The organism is Pseudomonas sp. AC463 (assembly GCF_979253585.1).
On the sequence record NZ_CEEDDZ010000006.1, the window covers coordinates 298,329 to 316,147 of the forward strand.

A 17,819-nucleotide genomic window follows, 5' to 3' on the forward strand; every position below is an offset into this window, starting at 1 on the left:
CCCTCGCTGACTAAACAGTTTCAACCTTCAGGATTACTCCCACCTGTCCAATCACCTTTACTTGCGCGCCTACGGGGCTGTCGGGGCCGGTGACCATCCATACGCCATCACCGACCTTGACCTTACCCCGGCCATCCACAATCGCCTGGTGCACCACGAAGGTGCGGCCGACCAGCTCCGAGCCGCGTTCGTTCAGCCCGGGCTGGTCACTGGCTTTGGCACTGCTGCGCTGACGTTTCCACCAGTACACCGCTGTCAGTATCGACAACACGGCAAACAGCAGCAGCTGCCATTCCAACCCCAACGGCGGCACCAGAAACTTGATTACGCCCACGGCGGCCGCTGCGATGCCCATCCACAGCAGGTAACCGCCTGCGCCGAATACCTCAAGTATCAGCAGCACCGTGCCCAGTGCCAGCCAATCCCAGAATGACAAATGCTGCAGGAAATCCCACATGGCGTTGGCCTCAGCCTTTCTTGCTGTCGAACGTTGCCTTGACGATCTCGCCGATACCGCCGACCGCACCAATTACCTGGCTGGCTTCGAGCGGCATCAGGATGACCTTGCTGTTGTTGGCCGAAGCCAGCTTGCCGAGGGCGTCGATGTATTTTTGCGCGACGAAGTAGTTGACCGCCTGCACGTTGCCCGAGGCAATTGCCTCCGACACTACCTGGGTGGCGCGGGCTTCAGCTTCGGCCTGACGTTCGCGGGCTTCGGACTCAAGGAAGGCCGCCTGGCGGCTACCCTCGGCTTCGAGGATTTGCGCCTGCTTCTTGCCCTCGGCCGTCAGGATCGCTGACGCTCGCAGGCCTTCGGCTTCAAGGATTTGCGCACGCTTGATCCGTTCGGCTTTCATCTGGCCCGACATGGCCGCCATCAGGTCGGCGGGCGGGCTGATGTCCTTGATCTCGATACGGGTGATCTTAATCCCCCACGGCGCCGTGGCTTCGTCTACGGTTTTCAGGAGTTTTTCGTTGATGCCGTCACGCTGGCTGAGCATGGCGTCCAGCTCCATGGAGCCGAGTACGGTACGGATATTGGTTTGCAGCAAGTTGCGAATGGCGTGTTCGAGGTTGTTGACCTCGTAGGCGGCCTGGGCGGTATTGACTACCTGGAAGAAGCACACGGCATCGATCTGCACGGTGGCGTTGTCGGCGGTGATCACTTCCTGCGGCGGGATATCCAGCACGCTTTCCATTACGTTGATCTTGCGACCGATGCGGTCCATGACCGGGATGATGATGTTCAGGCCAGGCTTGAGGGTGTTGGTGTAGCGGCCAAAGCGTTCGACGGTCCACTGGTAGCCTTGGGGTACGACCTTGAAGCCCATGAACAGGATGGCGATGGCCAAGCCCACAAAAAGAAGCAGTACGGTTCCGATCTGCATAGCGATTCCTTATCTGATGATGTCAGTGAAAAGACATGCCGCCGATTGTAACGGTGTTGTCACCGATAAGAACGATTTCAGCCTGCAACAACAAAAGGATTTGTTACCGAATCCCCAGGCGTCACCCTCAGCACTTCCGCCAGCGTGGTCAGGCCCGCTTTTACTTTGTGCAGGCCGGCCATGCGCAGGCTGGACATGCCCTGGCCGATGGCCGCTTGGCGCAGGGTCTGTATATCGGCACTGGGCGTGATCAGCGCCTTGAGGTCTTCGTTCATTACCATGATCTCGTAGACCCCGGCGCGCCCGCGGTAACCGCTGCCCCGGCACTCCACGCAGCCAATGGCCTCATGGGCGTCACCCGCTACGCGCTTGCAGTGCGGGCATAACAGCCTCACCAAGCGCTGCGCCATCACGCCCAGCAACGTGGCTTTGATCAAGTAATGCTCAATACCCAACTCATGCAGGCGGCTGATCGCGCCGGGTGCGTCGTTGGTGTGCAGGGTCGACAGCACCAGGTGCCCGGTCAGGGCGGCCTGGATCGCCATTTCAGCGGTTTCCTGGTCGCGGATCTCACCGATCATGATGATGTCCGGGTCCTGGCGCAGCAGGGCGCGGATGCCGCTGGCGAAGGTCAGGTCGATATTGTGTTGCACCTGCATCTGGTTGAACGCCGGCTCGACCATTTCGATCGGGTCTTCCACGGTGCACAGGTTGACCTCCCGGGTCGCCAGTTGCTTGAGCGTGGTGTAAAGGGTGCTGGTCTTGCCCGAGCCGGTGGGCCCGGTGACCAGGATGATCCCATTGGTTTGGCAGGTCATGGCGTGCCAGCGTTGCTGGTCTTCGCTGGACAAACCCAGCTGGTCAAACCCCTTGAGCAGTACCTGCGGGTCGAAAATCCGCATCACCAGTTTTTCGCCAAAGGCGGTGGGTAAGGTTGAAAGCCGCAGCTCCACTTCCGCGCCTGTGGGGCTCTTGGTCTTGACCCTGCCGTCCTGGGGTTTGCGTTTTTCTGCGACGTTCATACGGCCCAGGCTTTTCAGGCGGCTGACCACCGCCATCGTGACCTGGGGTGGAAACTGATACACGTCGTGCAGCAGGCCATCAATGCGAAAACGCATACGGCCCTGCTCGCGGCCCGGTTCGATATGGATATCACTGGCGCGTTGGCTGAAGGCGTATTGCAACAGCCAGTCGACGATATTGACGATATGCGCATCGTTGGCATCCGGCTCCTGATCGCTGGCGCCGAGGTTGAGCCATTCGACCGTAGCCTGCGCCACGACCTTTTGATCAGCGCCGCTGACGGACTTTGCCAACCGGTAGAACTCGCCGATACAGCGCGCAATGTCCTGGGGGTTGGCGACCACCCGCCTGATCGTACGCTTGAGCACCTGCGCGAGCCCGGCTTCCCAACCGGTGACGAGGGGCTGGGCGCTGGCGATGGTGACGGTTTGTGCGTCAACGGCCACTGCAAGGATAAGGTGGCGCTGGGCGAACGCGTAGGACATGAGAGGCACCAGCGCCGCCGCATCGATCTTCAGCGGGTCGATACGCAGGTAGGGTTGGCCGGCATGCCGGGCCAGCCACTGCGTCAGGGTTTCCAGGCAAACGCCTTCGGCCGCGATGCGCTCCAGCGGGTGCCGGGCAGGGTCTGCCGGTAGTGCTGAAAGACGCTGGGCAACGTCGGGCGTGATCAGCCCTTCTTCAAGCAAGGCCGGCAACAGCGCGGGCAGTTCCAATCGTTGATCAGCGGGCATGCAGGTTTCCTGGAGATATCGGCGGTAAATTCCAGGCTAGCCAGGCTTCAGAAAACTGCGCGCCGGCGAGTATTGCAGGCTTTTACCCAGCCGCCGCAGCCGGCGCTGCAAGCCCCATGGAATCAGCCGGGCGCACCTCCAGCGTGCACACGCTGATCAGGTTTCGAATCTTTTCACCGATCACCTGCGCGCGGTGCCAGCTCAGGCCCTCCATCAGGATGTCGATGCTTAGCAGGTCGTTTTCACGGTTCACCGTTACCTGGCTGGGCGTGAGGAACTGCAAGGCAAAGTAGTTGAGTACCCGGCACAGCACGTCGGGTTCGGCTTCGGCGACGATCTGATAATGCGCGCGGCAATGGGCGCTGTTGACGGCCCAGGCATCGACGCGGGTAGCAGGGTGGGTGGTTTCGACGGCGTACATGCTGACTCTCCAGGTTCGACTGGAGAAATTTTCACATGGGTTATGGGAGATTTCTTATCTAAGATTGGCGCTATTGGCGTTAAATAAACCAATTCAATTCAAGATAAGCACAAATACAGGTAATTCTATGCATAGCGAATTGGACGCCTACGACCGCCGCATTCTGGCCCTCCTGCAAGAGGACGCCTCGCTCTCCAGCGCGCAGATCGCCGAGCAGGTCGGCCTGTCCCAATCGCCGTGCTGGCGGCGTATCCAGCGGCTCAAGGACGAAGGCGTGATACGCGCTCAGGTCACCTTGCTGGATCGCAAGAAAATCGGTCTCAACACGCAGATTTTTGCCGAGGTGAAACTCAACGCTCACGGCCGATCCAACTTCACGGAGTTCACCGAGGCGATTCGCGGCTTTCCGGAGGTGCTGGAGTGTTATGTGCTGATGGGGGCGGTGGATTTTTTGTTGCGAATCGTGGCGTCGGATATCGAGGCGTATGAGCGGTTTTTCTTCGACAAGCTGTCGATGGTGCCGGGGATTCAGGAGGTGAATTCGATTGTGGCGTTGTCGGAGATCAAGTCCACCACCAGCCTGCCGGTGTTGCGCTGACAGGGAGGGCCCTATCGGGGGCAAGCCCCCTCCCACACTGAGTGTATTCACAAACAGAAAGTTGTGAACCCAATCCAATGTGGGAGGGGCGGTGCGACGATTCGACTTGCCCCCGATGGCGATCTTACAGACGCAGCAAAGTCTTCCACGCCCGATTCTGATACACCGCAATCGCCTGATGCATACGCGCATCCAGCGATTCATCGGTGATCAGTTGGTTGGCCAGTTGCACCAACTTGTTCAGCTCGCCGTACAGGCGGTCCATTTCCGGGATGTCGACCACGTGACGCGCATGGTGCAGCCAGGCCTGGATGCGCTCGATGCGCGGCAGTTGCTCGGCGAGGTCTTCCGGTTGCTGCTGGTAGCGCGGCAGTTGCAGGGCGACGGCATCGTCGGCCAGCAGGCGCGGCAGCCAGTTGGTGATTTGCGCAGCGCCCTGGCGGTTGCCACGCACGTTGCGGTCGGCGGTCCAGGTGCGGGCCAGCAGCCAGCGCGACAGGTTCAGTGAGAACAGGCCCCAACGCACGTCGTCCAATTCTTCAATGAACTGCTCCGGCGCGGCTTTGCGAATGTCTTCATCGTCGTCACCGGCCTGCACCAGTGGGCGCCAGTCTTCGAGCAGGGCATCGAGTGCGCTGCGCAGTTCGCTGGTGGATTGACGCGGCGCGGCCTGGCCGAGGCTGCCGATCAGGGCGCGCAGTTCACCGAGGTTGTCGACCCAGTCCTGCAGCAGGCGCCAGTGGCCATTGAAACGGTATTGCTCGGCCAGGCGCTGGCTGCTGCCCAGCAGGTGCCACATGATCGCGGCGAAGGCGTCGTCCAGCGGCATTTCGGCGTGGATCTGCGGCGCCGGCAGGCTCAGCGAGTAGCTGCTGGCGTCGTACAGGCGGTAGCCGCGCTCGGCCTTGCTGATGTCACACGGCATCAGGGCCAGGGTGGCGGCCAGTTCAGCGGCCAGTTCCAGCAGGGCGGCCGGTTCACCTTCGCGCAGTTCCAGTTCCAGCTCGCAGATTTCTTCTTTCTGCTTGCCGACCACCACGTGGCCCAGGTCCAGGGCGGCTTCGATCACGACTTTGGCCTTGCCACGGCCCCAGGCGATTTCGGCGCGCTCGCGCACGAAGTCGGTGGTGAAAATCGGCTTGAGGGTCTTTTTGTCCAGCTCGGCCAGTTGCTCGGGCCAGCACTCGCCGTCGAGTTTCTTCACGTCGAGCTTGGCTTTGGGCAGGTCCCAGTTGTACTCGTTGCGTTCCGACAAGCCGGCGACGCTTTGGCCACGGGTCTTGAGGGTCTGGATGATTTCATCACCGTCCTTGCGCAAACGCAGGGCAACCTTGGCCTGGGCCAGGTCGCGCTCGGGGGTGTCGAAATACTGGTTCATCAACTCACGGCGTTCCCAGCCACTTTTGTTGCGTTTTTTCAGTAGCGGGTGCTCACGCAGCGCGGCGAGTGTTTCGCGGCTGACGCGGAGCTTGATTTCGGTTTCTTTCTGCATGGCCGGAAAATCCAGGATCGGGAGCGCAGCCGGGGAAAAGAGTGGCTGCCAAGGCCGTGCAGTGTACAGGACTGAGCCCGGCAACGTGCCGCAACGGTTTATTGTGTCGTGCAGATGGCTCTATAGTGGGGCTCATCCGGGAAGTTGAGAGACCGCGCATGCCGTTACCCACCATGAAAGAGCAGTTCGCCGCGCTGATTGCCGCGCCGTCGGTCAGTTGCACCCAAGCGTCTCTCGACCAGACCAACCGCCCGGTGATCGATTTGCTCGCCGCTTGGCTGGGCGATCTGGGGTTTACCATCGATATCCAGCAAGTCAGCCCCGGCAAGTTCAACCTGCTGGCCAGCTTCGGCAGTGGCCCCGGCGGCCTGGTGCTGGCCGGGCACAGCGACACGGTTCCCTACGACGCGGCGTTGTGGAAGACCGATCCGCTCAAGCTGACGGAAGTTGATGGCCGTTGGGTAGGACTGGGCAGCTGCGACATGAAGGGCTTTTTTGCCCTGGCGATTGAAGCCGTGCTGCCACTGCTGGATCAGCCGTTCAAGCAGCCGCTGCTGATTCTCGCCACCTGCGATGAAGAAAGCTCGATGTCCGGTGCCCGCGCGCTGGCCGAAGCGGGCCGACCCTTGGGGCGCGCGGCGGTGATCGGCGAGCCGACCGGGCTCAAGCCGATCCGCCTGCACAAAGGCGTGATGATGGAGCGCATCGATATTCTCGGCCGCAGCGGCCATTCGTCGGACCCAAGCCTGGGCCACAGCGCGCTTGAAGCCATGCACGACGCCATCGGCGAACTGCGTGGCCTGCGCCTGGCGTGGCAACGTGAGTACCGCAACCCGCAATTCAGCGTGCCGCAACCGACCATGAACTTCGGCTGTATCCATGGCGGCGACAACCCCAACCGCATTTGCGGCCAGTGCTCCCTGGAGTTCGACCTGCGCCCCTTGCCCGGCATGGACCCCGAGGTGCTGCGTGCGGCCATCCGGCAAAAGCTTGAGCCCCTGGCCGAGCGCCATCAGGTGAAGATCGACTACGCGCCGCTGTTCCCCGAAGTACCGCCGTTCGAGCAACCGGAAGACGCCGAGTTGGTGCGTGTTGCGGAACGTTTGACCGGCCATCGTGCCGAAGCAGTAGCGTTCGGCACCGAAGCGCCTTATCTTCAGCGCCTTGGTTGTGAAACCCTGGTGCTGGGCCCTGGCGATATCGCCTGCGCCCACCAGCCGGGCGAGTACCTCGAAATGTCACGCTTGACGCCTACAGTGCATCTATTGCGTGAGTTGATCGGGCATTACTGCCTCAAACCTGCATAAATTAACCTCCGTCCATTCGTACATAAGGAGAGCGAGCGTGTCGCCAAGCCTGTTCCGACGATAACCATCAGCCCGCTGTGCGTTTTCACGATTCATCCTTTTTCGGCTGCTTTTTATTACAGGCCCAGGTGTTATGCCCGAATACGTCAATTGGCTTCGTCATGCTTCGCCCTACATCAACGCCCACCGCGACTGCACCTTTGTGGTCATGCTGCCCGGCGACGGTGTGGAACATCCCAACTTCGGCAATATCGTCCACGACCTGGTGCTGCTCCATAGCCTCGGCGTGCGGCTGGTGCTGGTGCACGGTTCGCGCCCACAGATCGAGGTGCGCCTTGAAGCACGCGGCCTGACCCCGACTTACCACGAAGGCATGCGCATCACGGATGCCGCGACGCTGGAGTGTGTGATCGACGCGGTCGGCCACTTGCGTATCGCCATCGAAGCGCGCCTGTCGATGGACATGGCCTCGTCGCCGATGCAGGGCTCGCGGCTGCGGGTGACCAGCGGCAATTTCGTGACTGCACGTCCTATCGGCGTATTGGAAGGCGTGGATTACCACCACACCGGCGAAGTGCGCCGGGTCGACCGCAAGGGTATCAATCGCCTGCTCGACGAGCGCTCGATCGTGCTGCTGTCGCCGCTGGGCTATTCGCCGACCGGTGAGATCTTCAACCTGGCCTGCGAAGACGTCGCGACCCGCGCCGCCATCGACCTGGGGGCCGACAAGTTGCTGCTGTTTGGCGCCGACCTTGGCTTGATCGATGAAAATGGTCGCCTGGTGCGCGAACTGCGTCCACAACAAGTGCCGGCGCACCTGCAGCGCCTGGGCAATAACTACCAGGCCGAACTGCTCGATGCGGCGGCCGAGGCCTGCCGGGGTGGGGTAGGGCGCAGCCATATCGTCAGCTACGCCGAAGACGGCGCCTTGCTCACCGAACTGTTCACCCGGGACGGCGGCGGTACGCTGGTGGCCCAAGAGCAATTCGAGCTGGTGCGTGAAGCAGCGATTGAAGACGTCGGCGGTTTGCTGGATTTGATCAGCCCGCTGGAAGAGCAGGGCATCCTGGTGCGCCGCTCGCGGGAAGTACTGGAACGCGAGATTGAGCAGTTCAGCGTGGTGGAGCGCGAAGGCATGATCATCGCCTGTGCGGCGCTGTATCAGATCGCCGATTCGGACGCAGGTGAGCTGGCGTGCCTGGCGGTGAACCCGGAATACCGCCACGGTGCGCGCGGTGATGTGTTGCTGGAACGCATCGAGACTCGTGCCCGGGCGCAGGGTTTGAAGACGTTGTTCGTGCTCACCACGCGTACTGCCCATTGGTTCCGTGAGCGCGGCTTTGTGCCGAGCAGCGTGGACCGGCTGCCCTCGGCGCGGGCTTCGCTGTACAACTATCAGCGTAATTCGAAGATTTTTGAGAAGGCGCTTTAACCCCTCTCTGCGAATGCTGGAGATCCAAGTGTGGGAGGGGGCTTGCCCCCGATTGCGGTCTGTCAGTTACTCATTTTTGAGCTGACTCACCGCTATCGGGGGCAAGCCCCCTCCCACATTTGATTGTGTTTAGTCTTTGATGAATTTGTCGGTTACGAATGCCGAATAGTCCGGCAGCACATTTTCAACCTTGCCCTGTTCCTTCAAAAACTTCGCCGTTTCCCCAATCGCCTTCGCCGTGCCGCCCTTGAGCAGCGCGTCGGTTTGCTGCGCCTGCGCATCCGGGAAGGTGGTGCCGGCCAGCAGTTCGGGAATGTCCGCCGCATTCGAACCTGTCAATTTGGCGATTTTCTGCACCGGCTCGGAGTCCACCGTCCAGCGGTCTTTGTGGGCCGCATAGTCAGCAAACGAGTCCAGGGTGACCTTGGCAAACTTGGCCACTACGTCAGGATGTTTTTCGGCGAAGTCCTTGCGCGCCACCCACACTTCGAAGGTCGGCGCTCCCCACTGGCCCACCTGGGCCGCGTCTGTCAGGGTCTTGCCGGTCTTGCGGATCTCCCCCAGCGCCGGTGACCACACGAACGCGCCGTCGATATCGCCGCGTTTCCATGCGGCGGCAATTTCGGCCGGTTGCAGGTTCACCACTTTGACTTTCTTGCTGTCCAGCCCCCAGTGCTTGAGTGCGCCGAGCAGGCTGTAATGAGAGGTTGATACAAACGGCGTGGCGATGGTTTTGCCCACCAGGTCCTCGGGTTTGTCGATGCCGCTGCCATTGCGCACCACCAAGGCTTCAGAACTGTTGATCTGCGCCGATACGATAAACGCGACGATAGGCAGATTGCGCGAAGCTGCTGCGGCGAGGGGGCTGGAACCGAGGTTGCCGATTTGCACATCACCCGAGGCAATTGCGGTTACGACTTCTGGCCCACTGTTGAACCGCCGCCAGGCAATCTTCTCGCCAATGGCTTTTTCATAGAGGCCATCGGCCTGTGGAACCTTGCTGGGATCGATGCCGGTTTGGTACCCGATCGTTAGATCGGCGGCTGTGACACCAAAAGAAAGAATTAGTGACACAAAAACTGTAACAAATTGACGGGAGGATGTGCCTTTGGCCATGATGGCGTCGCCTTTTTGATCGTGGGTGACGTATGAAGCTGTACGGCCACACTAATCGATCTAAAAAAGCTCTAACAAATACCCTTTAGGAATTAGCTTATGGGGCGGCTCGTCTACGCTGACCGGTCCGCGTCATGAAAAGGCTTATTCCTGGATCGTATGAAAAAGAATGAAATAATTCTTTTTGGGTGTATGAAAAACTCATTACCCTGCAGGGACCAAATCAACTGTGATTAGACGAAGGTAGTAGACACACAAGGTTACGATTGACTTGTCAGTCACTATCCGGTGCTAATCGCGCATCTGTGGATCGAGGGCGTCAGACCCGAGACCAAAGAAATACAAAAATTAGAAATGAGAGGAGCGGTACATGAAGAAGTCCACCTTGGCTTTGGCTGTAGCTTTGGGCGCAATCGCCCAGCAAGCAGGCGCTGCCGGTTTCATCGAAGACAGCAAGGCCACACTGGGCCTGCGTAACTTCTACATCAACACTGATAACCGTGACGGTCACCCGAACGCCACGTCCAACACGCGCAGCAAAAACGCCGAATGGGGCCAAGGCTTCGACCTGCGTTTCATCTCGGGTTACACCCAGGGTACTGTTCAGTTTGGTGTTGATGCTATCGGCCTGTACGGCGTGCGCTTGGATTCGAGCCGTGCGGATCACGGTAACTACACAGGCACCGCTTCTGGCGGCACCGTGTTCCCAAGCGATGGCAACAAGGCTGTCCACGATTACGCCAGCCTGGGCGTGACCGGTAAGGTGAAAATCTCTCAAACCGAGCTGAAGCTGGGCACTTTGCAGCCCAAGCTGCCAGTTATCGTGACCAACGATGGTCGTTTGCTGCCGCAAACGTTCCAAGGTGGTCAGATCACTACCAATGACATCAAGGATTTGACCCTGGTTGCAGGTCAGATCGAAAAAGCCAAGGGCCGTAACTCCACCGACAACGAAAGTCTGTCGCTGGCCGGTGCCAACACCCGTGGCGTGACTTTCCGCGACAGCAACAAGTTTTACTATGCCGGTGGTGACTACAAACTCACCAAAGACCTGACTGCTCAGTACTACTACGGCAACTTGGAAGATTTTTACAAGCAGCACTTCCTGGGTCTGACCCACAACTGGTCGATCGGCCCAGGCGTATTGAAGTCTGACCTGCGTTACTTCAACAGCTCTGATGACGGCGCCAATGGCCACGATTCTGCCTATTACACCACCGGTAACTACAACGGTTTCCGTGCAGGTAAGGGCAAAGTCGACAACAACCTGTACAGCGGCCTGTTCCTGTACACCGTCGCTGGTCACACCTTTGGTGGTGGTTACCAGGTCAGCAATGGCAGCAGCGACTTCCCTTGGTTGAACCAGGGCGACGGTTCGTCGGCTTACATCACTACCGACATGCAAATCCAGAAGTTCGCCCGCGCCGGCGAGCGTACCTGGCAAGCTCGCTACGCTTACGACTTCGCCAAAGTTGGCGTACCTGGCCTGACTGCCGGCGTTGTATACCTCAAGGGTAGCGACATCGACACTATCGCCAACACCACTGCACGCGCAGAAACCACCGGTCAATCCGAGTGGGAACGCGATATCACCGTTGCCTACGTGATTCCAGAAGGCCCGCTGAAAAACCTCGGCGTTGCCTGGAAAAACGCTATGTGGCGTACCGACCTGGCTGGCGTGCGCGATCAAGACGAAAACCGCCTGATCGTCAGCTACTCGCTGCCACTGTTCTAGTAGCGTGAAGCTGTTGTAAGACTGTAAACCTTGCCCGGCGCAACGCCGGGCAAGGTGTTCTTGCTTTCAAGTCGGGCTAAACCCCCGCAAGCCCTTCCTGAACCCCTCTTTGTACAGCGTCTCAAGGCCTTCTCGAACCTTGGAAACGATGGTGCGCCTCGCCCGTTCCGGCGTCCAATGAACAGATTTTTAATATTCCTTTATCGTCTAGATAAATCGATATTTATTCTTTTTAAAAAAATCGCAATCCATGCACAGTGGGCTCCATAAGCACTCACCAGGAGCCACACCATGAGCCTAAGACTGGGCGATATCGCCCCCGACTTCGAACAGGATTCCAGCGCCGGCAAGATTCGTTTCCACGAATGGCTGGGCGATAGCTGGGGTGTGTTGTTTTCCCACCCGGCGGACTTCACCCCCGTGTGCACCACCGAGTTGGGCTTCACTGCCAAGCTCAAGGACGAATTCGCCCAGCGCGGTGTCAAGGCCATCGCCCTGTCGGTGGACCCGGTGGACTCGCACCACAAGTGGATCGAAGACATCAACGAAACCCAGAACACCATCGTCAACTTCCCGATCCTGGCCGATGCCGACCGCAAGGTCTCCGACCTCTACGACCTGATCCACCCGAACGCCAGTGACACCCTCACCGTGCGTTCCCTGTTCGTGATCGATCCGAACAAAAAGATTCGCCTGACCATCACCTACCCGGCCAGCACGGGGCGTAACTTCCACGAAATCCTGCGGGTTATCGACTCGCTGCAGCTGACCGACAATCACAAGGTCGCCACCCCCGCCAACTGGCAGGACGGTGATGAAGTGGTAATTGTGCCGTCGCTCAAGGACGAGGAAGAGATCAAGAAACGCTTTCCGAAGGGCTATCGGGCGGTGAAGCCATACCTGCGGCTCACCCCGCAGCCTAATCGCTACGGCTGACACCGCCATCGGGGGCAAGCCCCCTCCCACAGTGGACCGCGTTCCCCTGTGGGAGGGGGCTTGCCCCCGATAGCGCCGGTAGATACACCGCAGAATCAAAGCAGGGGTTTTCAGGCCGTTTTTACGGCCTTTTTTTTCGCCTGGCGATTCATATCTCTCATATGCATTTAAAGAATAAACAAATGAAAAAATAAGATTTATAGATATATAAATCTGCTGATATGGTCTGTCCCATCTTGGCGCCATCGCCACACAGCGAACCGCCGGCACTAGCTCAAGGAATTCCTGCATGTTGGTCGTAACACTTGGAGGCAGTCCCAGCCAGCGTTCCCGCTCCGGGGTGTTGCTGGATAAAACCCGTCAGTGGTTGCAAGACAAAGGCGTTGAAGTGGTGAGTTATCAGATACGGGACTTCCCGGCTGAAGACCTGCTGCACGCGCGCTTCGATAGCCCCAAGGTCATCGACCTGCTGCAACAGGTGGCTAACGCCGATGGCCTGGTGATTGCCACGCCGGTGTACAAGGCGTCGTTCTCCGGCGCGCTGAAAACCGTGCTCGACCTGCTGCCCGAACGCGCCCTGGCCCACAAGATCGTGTTGCCGATGGCCACGGGCGGCAGCATCGCCCACATGCTGGCGGTGGACTACGCCTTGAAGCCGGTGCTGTCGGCACTCAAGGCCCAGGAATTGCTCCACGGCATTTTTGCCGAAGACAGCCAGATCGCCTATGGCGAAGGCAGTGCCCAGGCGCAGTTGGTGCCTGTGCTCGAACACCGTTTGCATGAGGCCCTGGAGACGCTCTACAGCGCCATGGCCCGACGCCCGAAACCGCTGGACCCCCATGTGTTGAATGACCGTTTGTTGACTGCTCGCTGGAGCATTTAAGTCTTACCCCTTTAAGAAACACTCACCTTACTCAGCCGCCAACGGCCAAGCAGGTGCAGCCAAAACCCTAATCGCATATTTGGAGAGAGCGCCATGCGCACTGTCATCTTGCGTCGTGGTCTGGTCGCACTGTTTGCTGCGGCTGTGTCCTTCGGCGCCATTGTTCAAGCCCAAGCCGCCGAGACCCTGCGGATCGGTTACCAGAAATACGGCACGCTGGTGCTGCTCAAAGCCAAGGGCACCCTGGAAAAACGCCTGGCCGCCCAGGGCGTGCAAGTGCAATGGACCGAGTTCCCCGGTGGCCCGCAGTTGCTCGAAGGCCTGAACGTCGGCTCGATCGACTTCGGCGTCACCGGTGAAACCCCGCCGGTGTTCGCCCAGGCTGCCGGTGCCGACTTGCTCTACGTGGCTTACGAGCCTCCGGCGCCAACCAGTGAGGCGATCCTGGTGCCGAAAGACTCGCCGATCAAATCGGTAGCCGAGCTCAAGGGCAAGAAAATCGTGCTCAACAAAGGCTCCAACGTGCACTACCTGCTGGTGCGCGCCCTGGAAGACGCCGGCCTCAAATACACCGACGTACAAACCGTGTTCCTGCCGCCCGCCGACGCGCGTGCCGCGTTCGAGCGGGGCAGCGTGGACGCCTGGGTGATATGGGACCCGTACCAGGCCGCCGCCGAGAAACAACTGCAGGCGCGCACCCTGCGTGACGGCACCGGCATCGCCGACAACCACCAGTTCTACCTGGCGACCAAGCCTTATGCCGAGCAACACCCGGAAGTGGTCAAGGCGCTGATCGAAGAAGTGCGCGCCGTGGGCGAATGGTCCAAGGCCAACCCGCAGGAAGTGACTGAACAAGTCGCTCCGCTGCTCGGCCTGCCGGCTGACATCACCCTGACCTCGGTGAAACGCCAGGGCTACGGCGCGCTGTTCCTGACCCCGGCAGTGGTCGCCGCGCAGCAGAAAATCGCCGACACCTTTTACCAACTCAAATTGATCCCCAAACCCTTGAACATCAAGGACGTGATCTGGACGCCACCCGCCGCCGTGGCCAAAGCGCCGTAATCCGACTTCTTCAGGAGACAACTCCATGAGCCTCAATATTTTCTGGTTCCTGCCTACCCACGGCGACGGCCATTACCTTGGCACCGCCGAAGGCGCTCGCGCCGTTGACCACGGTTACCTGCAACAAGTGGCCCAGGCCGCTGACCGCCTGGGTTTTGGCGGGGTGCTGATCCCCACCGGGCGCTCCTGCGAAGACTCGTGGCTGGTGGCCGCTTCGCTGATTCCGGTGACCCAGCGTCTTAAATTCCTGGTTGCACTGCGGCCCGGGATCATTTCCCCGACGGTGGCTGCGCGTCAGGCCGCGACCCTCGATCGCCTGTCCGGCGGCCGCGCGCTGTTCAACCTGGTGACCGGCGGTGATCCGGAAGAATTGGCCGGCGACGGTTTGTTCCTCACCCACGAAGAGCGCTACCAGGCCTCGGTGGAATTCACCCGCATCTGGCGCCGCGTGCTGGAAGGCGAAACCGTGGACTACGACGGCGAGCACATCAGCGTCAAAGGCGCCAAGCTGCTCTACCCGCCGATCCAGCAACCACGCCCGCCGCTGTACTTTGGCGGTTCTTCCGAAGCAGCTCAGGACCTGGCAGCCGAACAGGTGGAAATGGTTCTGACCTGGGGCGAGCCGCCGGCGGCTGTCGCTGAGAAAATCGCACAGGTACGGGCCAAGGCCGAGAAGCTTGGGCGCACCCTGCGCTTCGGCATTCGCCTGCATGTGATCGTGCGTGAAACCAACGAAGAAGCCTGGAAAGCCGCGGACAAACTCATCTCCCACTTGGACGACGACACCATCGCCCGTGCCCAGGCCTCCCTGGCGCGCTTTGATTCCGTCGGCCAGCAACGCATGGCGGCCCTGCATGGCGGCAATCGCGACAACCTCGAAGTCAGCCCCAACCTCTGGGCCGGCGTCGGCCTGGTGCGCGGTGGTGCCGGCACAGCCCTGGTGGGCGATGGCCCGACCGTGGCCGAGCGCGTGAAGGAATATGCAGCGCTGGGCATCGACACCTTTATTTTCTCCGGGTATCCACACCTGGAAGAGTCGTATCGCGTCGCCGAGCTGTTGTTCCCGCACCTGGATATCGAACGTCCCGAGCTGCCGAAAAGCGCTGGATACGTGAGCCCGTTCGGCGAAATGGTCGCCAACGACATCCTCCCCAAAGCTGCGTCGCAGAGCTGAGGCAGCCTATGAATTATGAAAAATTGAGCCATCGCGTAGCGCCCTGGGTGCTGCCGATTCTGTTGTTGGCGGTGTGGCAGTTGTCGGTGTCGGCAGGCTGGTTGTCCACGCGCATCCTGCCGGCGCCCAGCGCGGTGATTGAAGCCGGGGTTCACTTGGTTGCCAGCGGCGAAATCTGGACCCACCTGGCCATCAGCGGCTGGCGTGCCGGCCTGGGCTTCGTGATCGGCGGCAGCATCGGCCTGGCGCTGGGCTTTATCACCGGCCTGTCGAAATGGGGCGAACGCCTGCTGGACAGCTCGGTGCAGATGATCCGCAACGTGCCGCACCTGGCGCTGATTCCGCTGGTGATCCTGTGGTTCGGCATTGACGAGACGGCGAAGATTTTCCTGGTCGCCCTCGGCACGCTGTTCCCGATCTACCTCAACACCTACCACGGCATCCGCAACGTCGACCCGGCGCTGGTGGAAATGTCGCGCAGCTACGGCCTGTCCGGCTTCAGCCTGTTCTGGCAAGTGATCCTGCCGGGCGCGCTGCCGTCGATCCTGGTGGGCGTGCGTTTTGCCCTGGGCTTCATGTGGCTGACGCTGATCGTGGCGGAAACCATCTCCGCCAGCTCCGGCATTGGCTACCTGGCGATGAACGCGCGGGAATTCCTGCAAACCGACGTGGTGGTCCTGGCCATCGTCATGTACGCCATCCTCGGCAAGCTGGCCGACCTGGCCGCGCGGGGCCTGGAGCGTGTATGGCTGCGCTGGCACCCGGCGTATCAAGTGAATAAAGGAGGTGCAGCATGACCGCTCAACAACCTCCGCGCCTGCTCAAGGGCATCCCCCTGGCGGTGCGCAAATTGCGCAAATCCTTTGGCGCACGGGAAGTGCTTAAAGAGATTGACCTGCATATTCCGGCGGGCCAGTTCGTGGCCGTGGTCGGTCGCAGCGGTTGCGGCAAAAGTACCTTGCTGCGCCTGCTGGCCGGCCTCGATAAAGCCAGCGGCGGCGAGCTGCTGGCCGGTTCCGCGCCACTGAGCGAAGCGATTGAAGACACGCGGTTGATGTTCCAGGAAGCACGCCTGCTGCCGTGGAAAAAGATCATCGACAACGTGGGGCTGGGCCTCAAGGGCAACTGGCGCCCCAAGGCACTGGAAGCCCTGGAAGCCGTCGGCCTGGCCGAACGTGCGGATGAGTGGCCGGCGGCGTTGTCCGGTGGCCAGAAGCAACGTGTGGCTCTGGCTCGCGCGTTGATTCACCAACCGCGCCTGCTGCTGCTCGATGAGCCCTTGGGCGCGCTGGATGCCCTGACCCGTATCGAAATGCAGCAACTGATCGAAAACCTCTGGCAGAAGCACGGCTTCACCGTATTGCTGGTGACCCACGACGTCAGCGAAGCCGTGGCGATTGCCGACCGGGTTATTTTGATCGAAGACGGCGAAATCGGCCTCGACCTGATCGTCGACCTGCCGCGCCCACGCGTGCGGGGCTCACATCGCCTGGCCGCGCTGGAAACCGAAGTGCTCAACCGTGTGCTGTCGCTGCCCGGCACCCCGCCGGAACCCGAACCTGTTTCACCGCTGCCTACGCAACTGCGTTGGGCTCAATAACTCACTTGTCCTAAGAAGGAAGAACAACATGACTATTAAAGCCATCAACGTGCGTAACCAGTTCAAAGGCACCATCAAGGAAATCGTCGAAGGCGACGTGCTGTCGGAAATCGACGTGCAGACTGCTTCCGGCATCGTGACGTCGGTAATCACCACCCGCTCGGTCAAAGAGCTGGAGCTGGTGATTGGCAGTGAAGTGATTGCGTTTGTGAAATCGACTGAGGTGTCGATCGCCAAGTTGTGATTGCTCTTGAGGCCGTCATCGGGGGCTTGCCCCCGATGACGGCCCGCCCAGCCACCCTTACCGCTTGGGCAAGTACGCCGGCAGATACAGCCCCACATACGCATCAAACACCCGCATCCCTTCCTCCGCCATGCGCGGCGTAATCAGCCCATGCTGATGCACCGAGCGCGCATACACGCGGTCGCTCAATTCCAGCGCCAGGGCAAACACGTCCACGTCCGTGGGCAGGCTTGGCACTTCGAAGTGGCGGTTGAATACCGCGAGCATCAAATCCCCCAATTCCAGATCATGTTGACGATCCGCCTGGGTCACTTCGGTGAGGCCATGCTGGGCCAGGATCAACTGGCGTGCGGCGGCGTCCTGGTCGTAGATGGCGAGCATGCGCTGCTCAACGATGTAGGACAGGTCCCGCCAGTGCTTGAGTGAATCGTGCTCGATGGGCGCCTGAATCGCCGCGCGGAAGGCGGCGTGCACATCGGCCGTCAACGCCTCCAGCAGCGCCGGCACGCTGGCGAAGAAGTGATACACCGACGACGGTGGGATCTGCGCACGTTCGGCCACGCTGTAGATCGACAACCCGGCCACGCCTTCGGCGGCCAGCAAGGTGCGGGCGGCGTCGAGGATCGCGTCGATCCGGGCCTGGCTGCGGGCGCGGGGTTTGCGAGGGGGGGCGG

General features: G+C 60.5%; 18 protein-coding genes. 11 read left to right on the forward strand and 7 right to left on the reverse strand.

Features of this window, described 5'->3' with window-relative positions; translation table 11 throughout:
• Positions 1-10 precede the first annotated feature (10 nt).
• The 4 genes from AC0IYH_RS10135 to AC0IYH_RS10150 all read right to left on the reverse strand — a co-directional run bounded on the left by AC0IYH_RS10135 (position 11) and on the right by AC0IYH_RS10150 (position 3,566).
• Positions 11-457, reverse strand: coding sequence for an NfeD family protein (locus AC0IYH_RS10135; RefSeq protein ID WP_116626908.1), 447 nt, complete (start codon positions 455-457; stop codon positions 11-13).
• Between the two features lie 10 nt (positions 458-467).
• Positions 468-1,388 (reverse strand): SPFH domain-containing protein, encoded by a 921-nt coding sequence (locus AC0IYH_RS10140; RefSeq protein WP_010564478.1) that lies wholly within the window; start codon positions 1,386-1,388, stop codon positions 468-470.
• A gap of 77 nt (positions 1,389-1,465) precedes the next feature.
• Positions 1,466-3,145 (reverse strand): GspE/PulE family protein, encoded by a 1,680-nt coding sequence (locus tag AC0IYH_RS10145; RefSeq protein WP_471834122.1) that lies wholly within the window; start codon positions 3,143-3,145, stop codon positions 1,466-1,468.
• Between the two features lie 82 nt (positions 3,146-3,227).
• On the reverse strand, positions 3,228-3,566 hold the full coding sequence (locus tag AC0IYH_RS10150) for a hypothetical protein (RefSeq protein ID WP_471834124.1): 339 nt from the start codon (positions 3,564-3,566) through the stop codon (positions 3,228-3,230).
• A 127-nt stretch (positions 3,567-3,693) separates the two neighbouring features.
• Here AC0IYH_RS10150 and AC0IYH_RS10155 point away from each other — a divergent pair, with 127 nt between their 5' ends.
• Complete coding sequence (locus tag AC0IYH_RS10155) at positions 3,694-4,164, forward strand: Lrp/AsnC family transcriptional regulator (protein ID WP_116626905.1); 471 nt, start codon at positions 3,694-3,696, stop codon at positions 4,162-4,164.
• Between the two features lie 124 nt (positions 4,165-4,288).
• Here AC0IYH_RS10155 and AC0IYH_RS10160 read toward each other — a convergent pair whose 3' ends face one another.
• A complete protein-coding gene (locus tag AC0IYH_RS10160; RefSeq protein WP_471834126.1) occupies positions 4,289-5,656 on the reverse strand; it encodes a CYTH domain-containing protein in 1,368 nt (455 codons plus the stop codon).
• 158 nt (positions 5,657-5,814) lie between these two features.
• On the opposite strand from AC0IYH_RS10160, the gene argE reads away from it, so the two are divergent.
• The gene (gene argE, locus AC0IYH_RS10165) at positions 5,815-6,963 is read left to right on the forward strand and encodes an acetylornithine deacetylase (protein ID WP_471834128.1); all 1,149 of its coding nucleotides are present in this window, start codon (positions 5,815-5,817) and stop codon (positions 6,961-6,963) included.
• Positions 6,964-7,096: 133 nt separating this feature from the next.
• Positions 7,097-8,395 (forward strand): amino-acid N-acetyltransferase, encoded by a 1,299-nt coding sequence (gene argA / locus AC0IYH_RS10170; RefSeq protein ID WP_116626902.1) that lies wholly within the window; start codon positions 7,097-7,099, stop codon positions 8,393-8,395.
• 129 nt (positions 8,396-8,524) lie between these two features.
• On the opposite strand, the gene tauA is transcribed toward argA, so the two are convergent.
• Positions 8,525-9,511 carry a taurine ABC transporter substrate-binding protein gene (gene tauA, locus AC0IYH_RS10175; protein ID WP_471834130.1) on the reverse strand — a complete coding sequence of 329 codons (987 nt, stop codon included), beginning with the start codon at positions 9,509-9,511 and terminating at the stop codon, positions 8,525-8,527.
• Positions 9,512-9,881: 370 nt separating this feature from the next.
• Between tauA and AC0IYH_RS10180 the strand changes: the two genes are divergently transcribed.
• From AC0IYH_RS10180 to AC0IYH_RS10215, 8 genes are all read left to right on the forward strand, one after another.
• Positions 9,882-11,246, forward strand: a complete 1,365-nt coding sequence (locus AC0IYH_RS10180) for an OprD family porin (RefSeq protein WP_471834132.1) — start codon at positions 9,882-9,884, stop codon at positions 11,244-11,246.
• A 291-nt stretch (positions 11,247-11,537) separates the two neighbouring features.
• Entirely contained in the window at positions 11,538-12,182 is a 645-nt protein-coding gene (locus AC0IYH_RS10185) for a peroxiredoxin (protein ID WP_471834134.1), read from the forward strand.
• 289 nt (positions 12,183-12,471) lie between these two features.
• On the forward strand, positions 12,472-13,065 hold the full coding sequence (gene ssuE, locus AC0IYH_RS10190) for an NADPH-dependent FMN reductase (RefSeq protein WP_101273489.1): 594 nt from the start codon (positions 12,472-12,474) through the stop codon (positions 13,063-13,065).
• Positions 13,066-13,158: 93 nt separating this feature from the next.
• Positions 13,159-14,127, forward strand: a complete 969-nt coding sequence (locus AC0IYH_RS10195; protein ID WP_116626899.1) for a sulfonate ABC transporter substrate-binding protein — start codon at positions 13,159-13,161, stop codon at positions 14,125-14,127.
• A gap of 25 nt (positions 14,128-14,152) precedes the next feature.
• On the forward strand, positions 14,153-15,301 hold the full coding sequence (gene ssuD / locus AC0IYH_RS10200) for an FMNH2-dependent alkanesulfonate monooxygenase (RefSeq protein ID WP_116626898.1): 1,149 nt from the start codon (positions 14,153-14,155) through the stop codon (positions 15,299-15,301).
• 8 nt (positions 15,302-15,309) lie between these two features.
• Entirely contained in the window at positions 15,310-16,098 is a 789-nt protein-coding gene (gene ssuC, locus AC0IYH_RS10205) for an aliphatic sulfonate ABC transporter permease SsuC (RefSeq protein WP_116626897.1), read from the forward strand.
• Complete coding sequence (ssuB, locus tag AC0IYH_RS10210) at positions 16,095-16,901, forward strand: aliphatic sulfonates ABC transporter ATP-binding protein (protein WP_116626896.1); 807 nt, start codon at positions 16,095-16,097, stop codon at positions 16,899-16,901. Before ssuC ends, ssuB begins: the two co-directional genes overlap by 4 nt.
• 28 nt (positions 16,902-16,929) lie before the next feature.
• Positions 16,930-17,145: a TOBE domain-containing protein gene (locus AC0IYH_RS10215; RefSeq protein WP_003213899.1), complete on the forward strand. Its 216-nt coding sequence runs from the start codon at positions 16,930-16,932 to the stop codon at positions 17,143-17,145.
• Positions 17,146-17,202: 57 nt separating this feature from the next.
• On the opposite strand, the gene AC0IYH_RS10220 is transcribed toward AC0IYH_RS10215, so the two are convergent.
• Positions 17,203-17,819: TetR/AcrR family transcriptional regulator (locus AC0IYH_RS10220; protein WP_471834138.1), on the reverse strand; the 617-nt coding region annotated here is incomplete at its 5' end.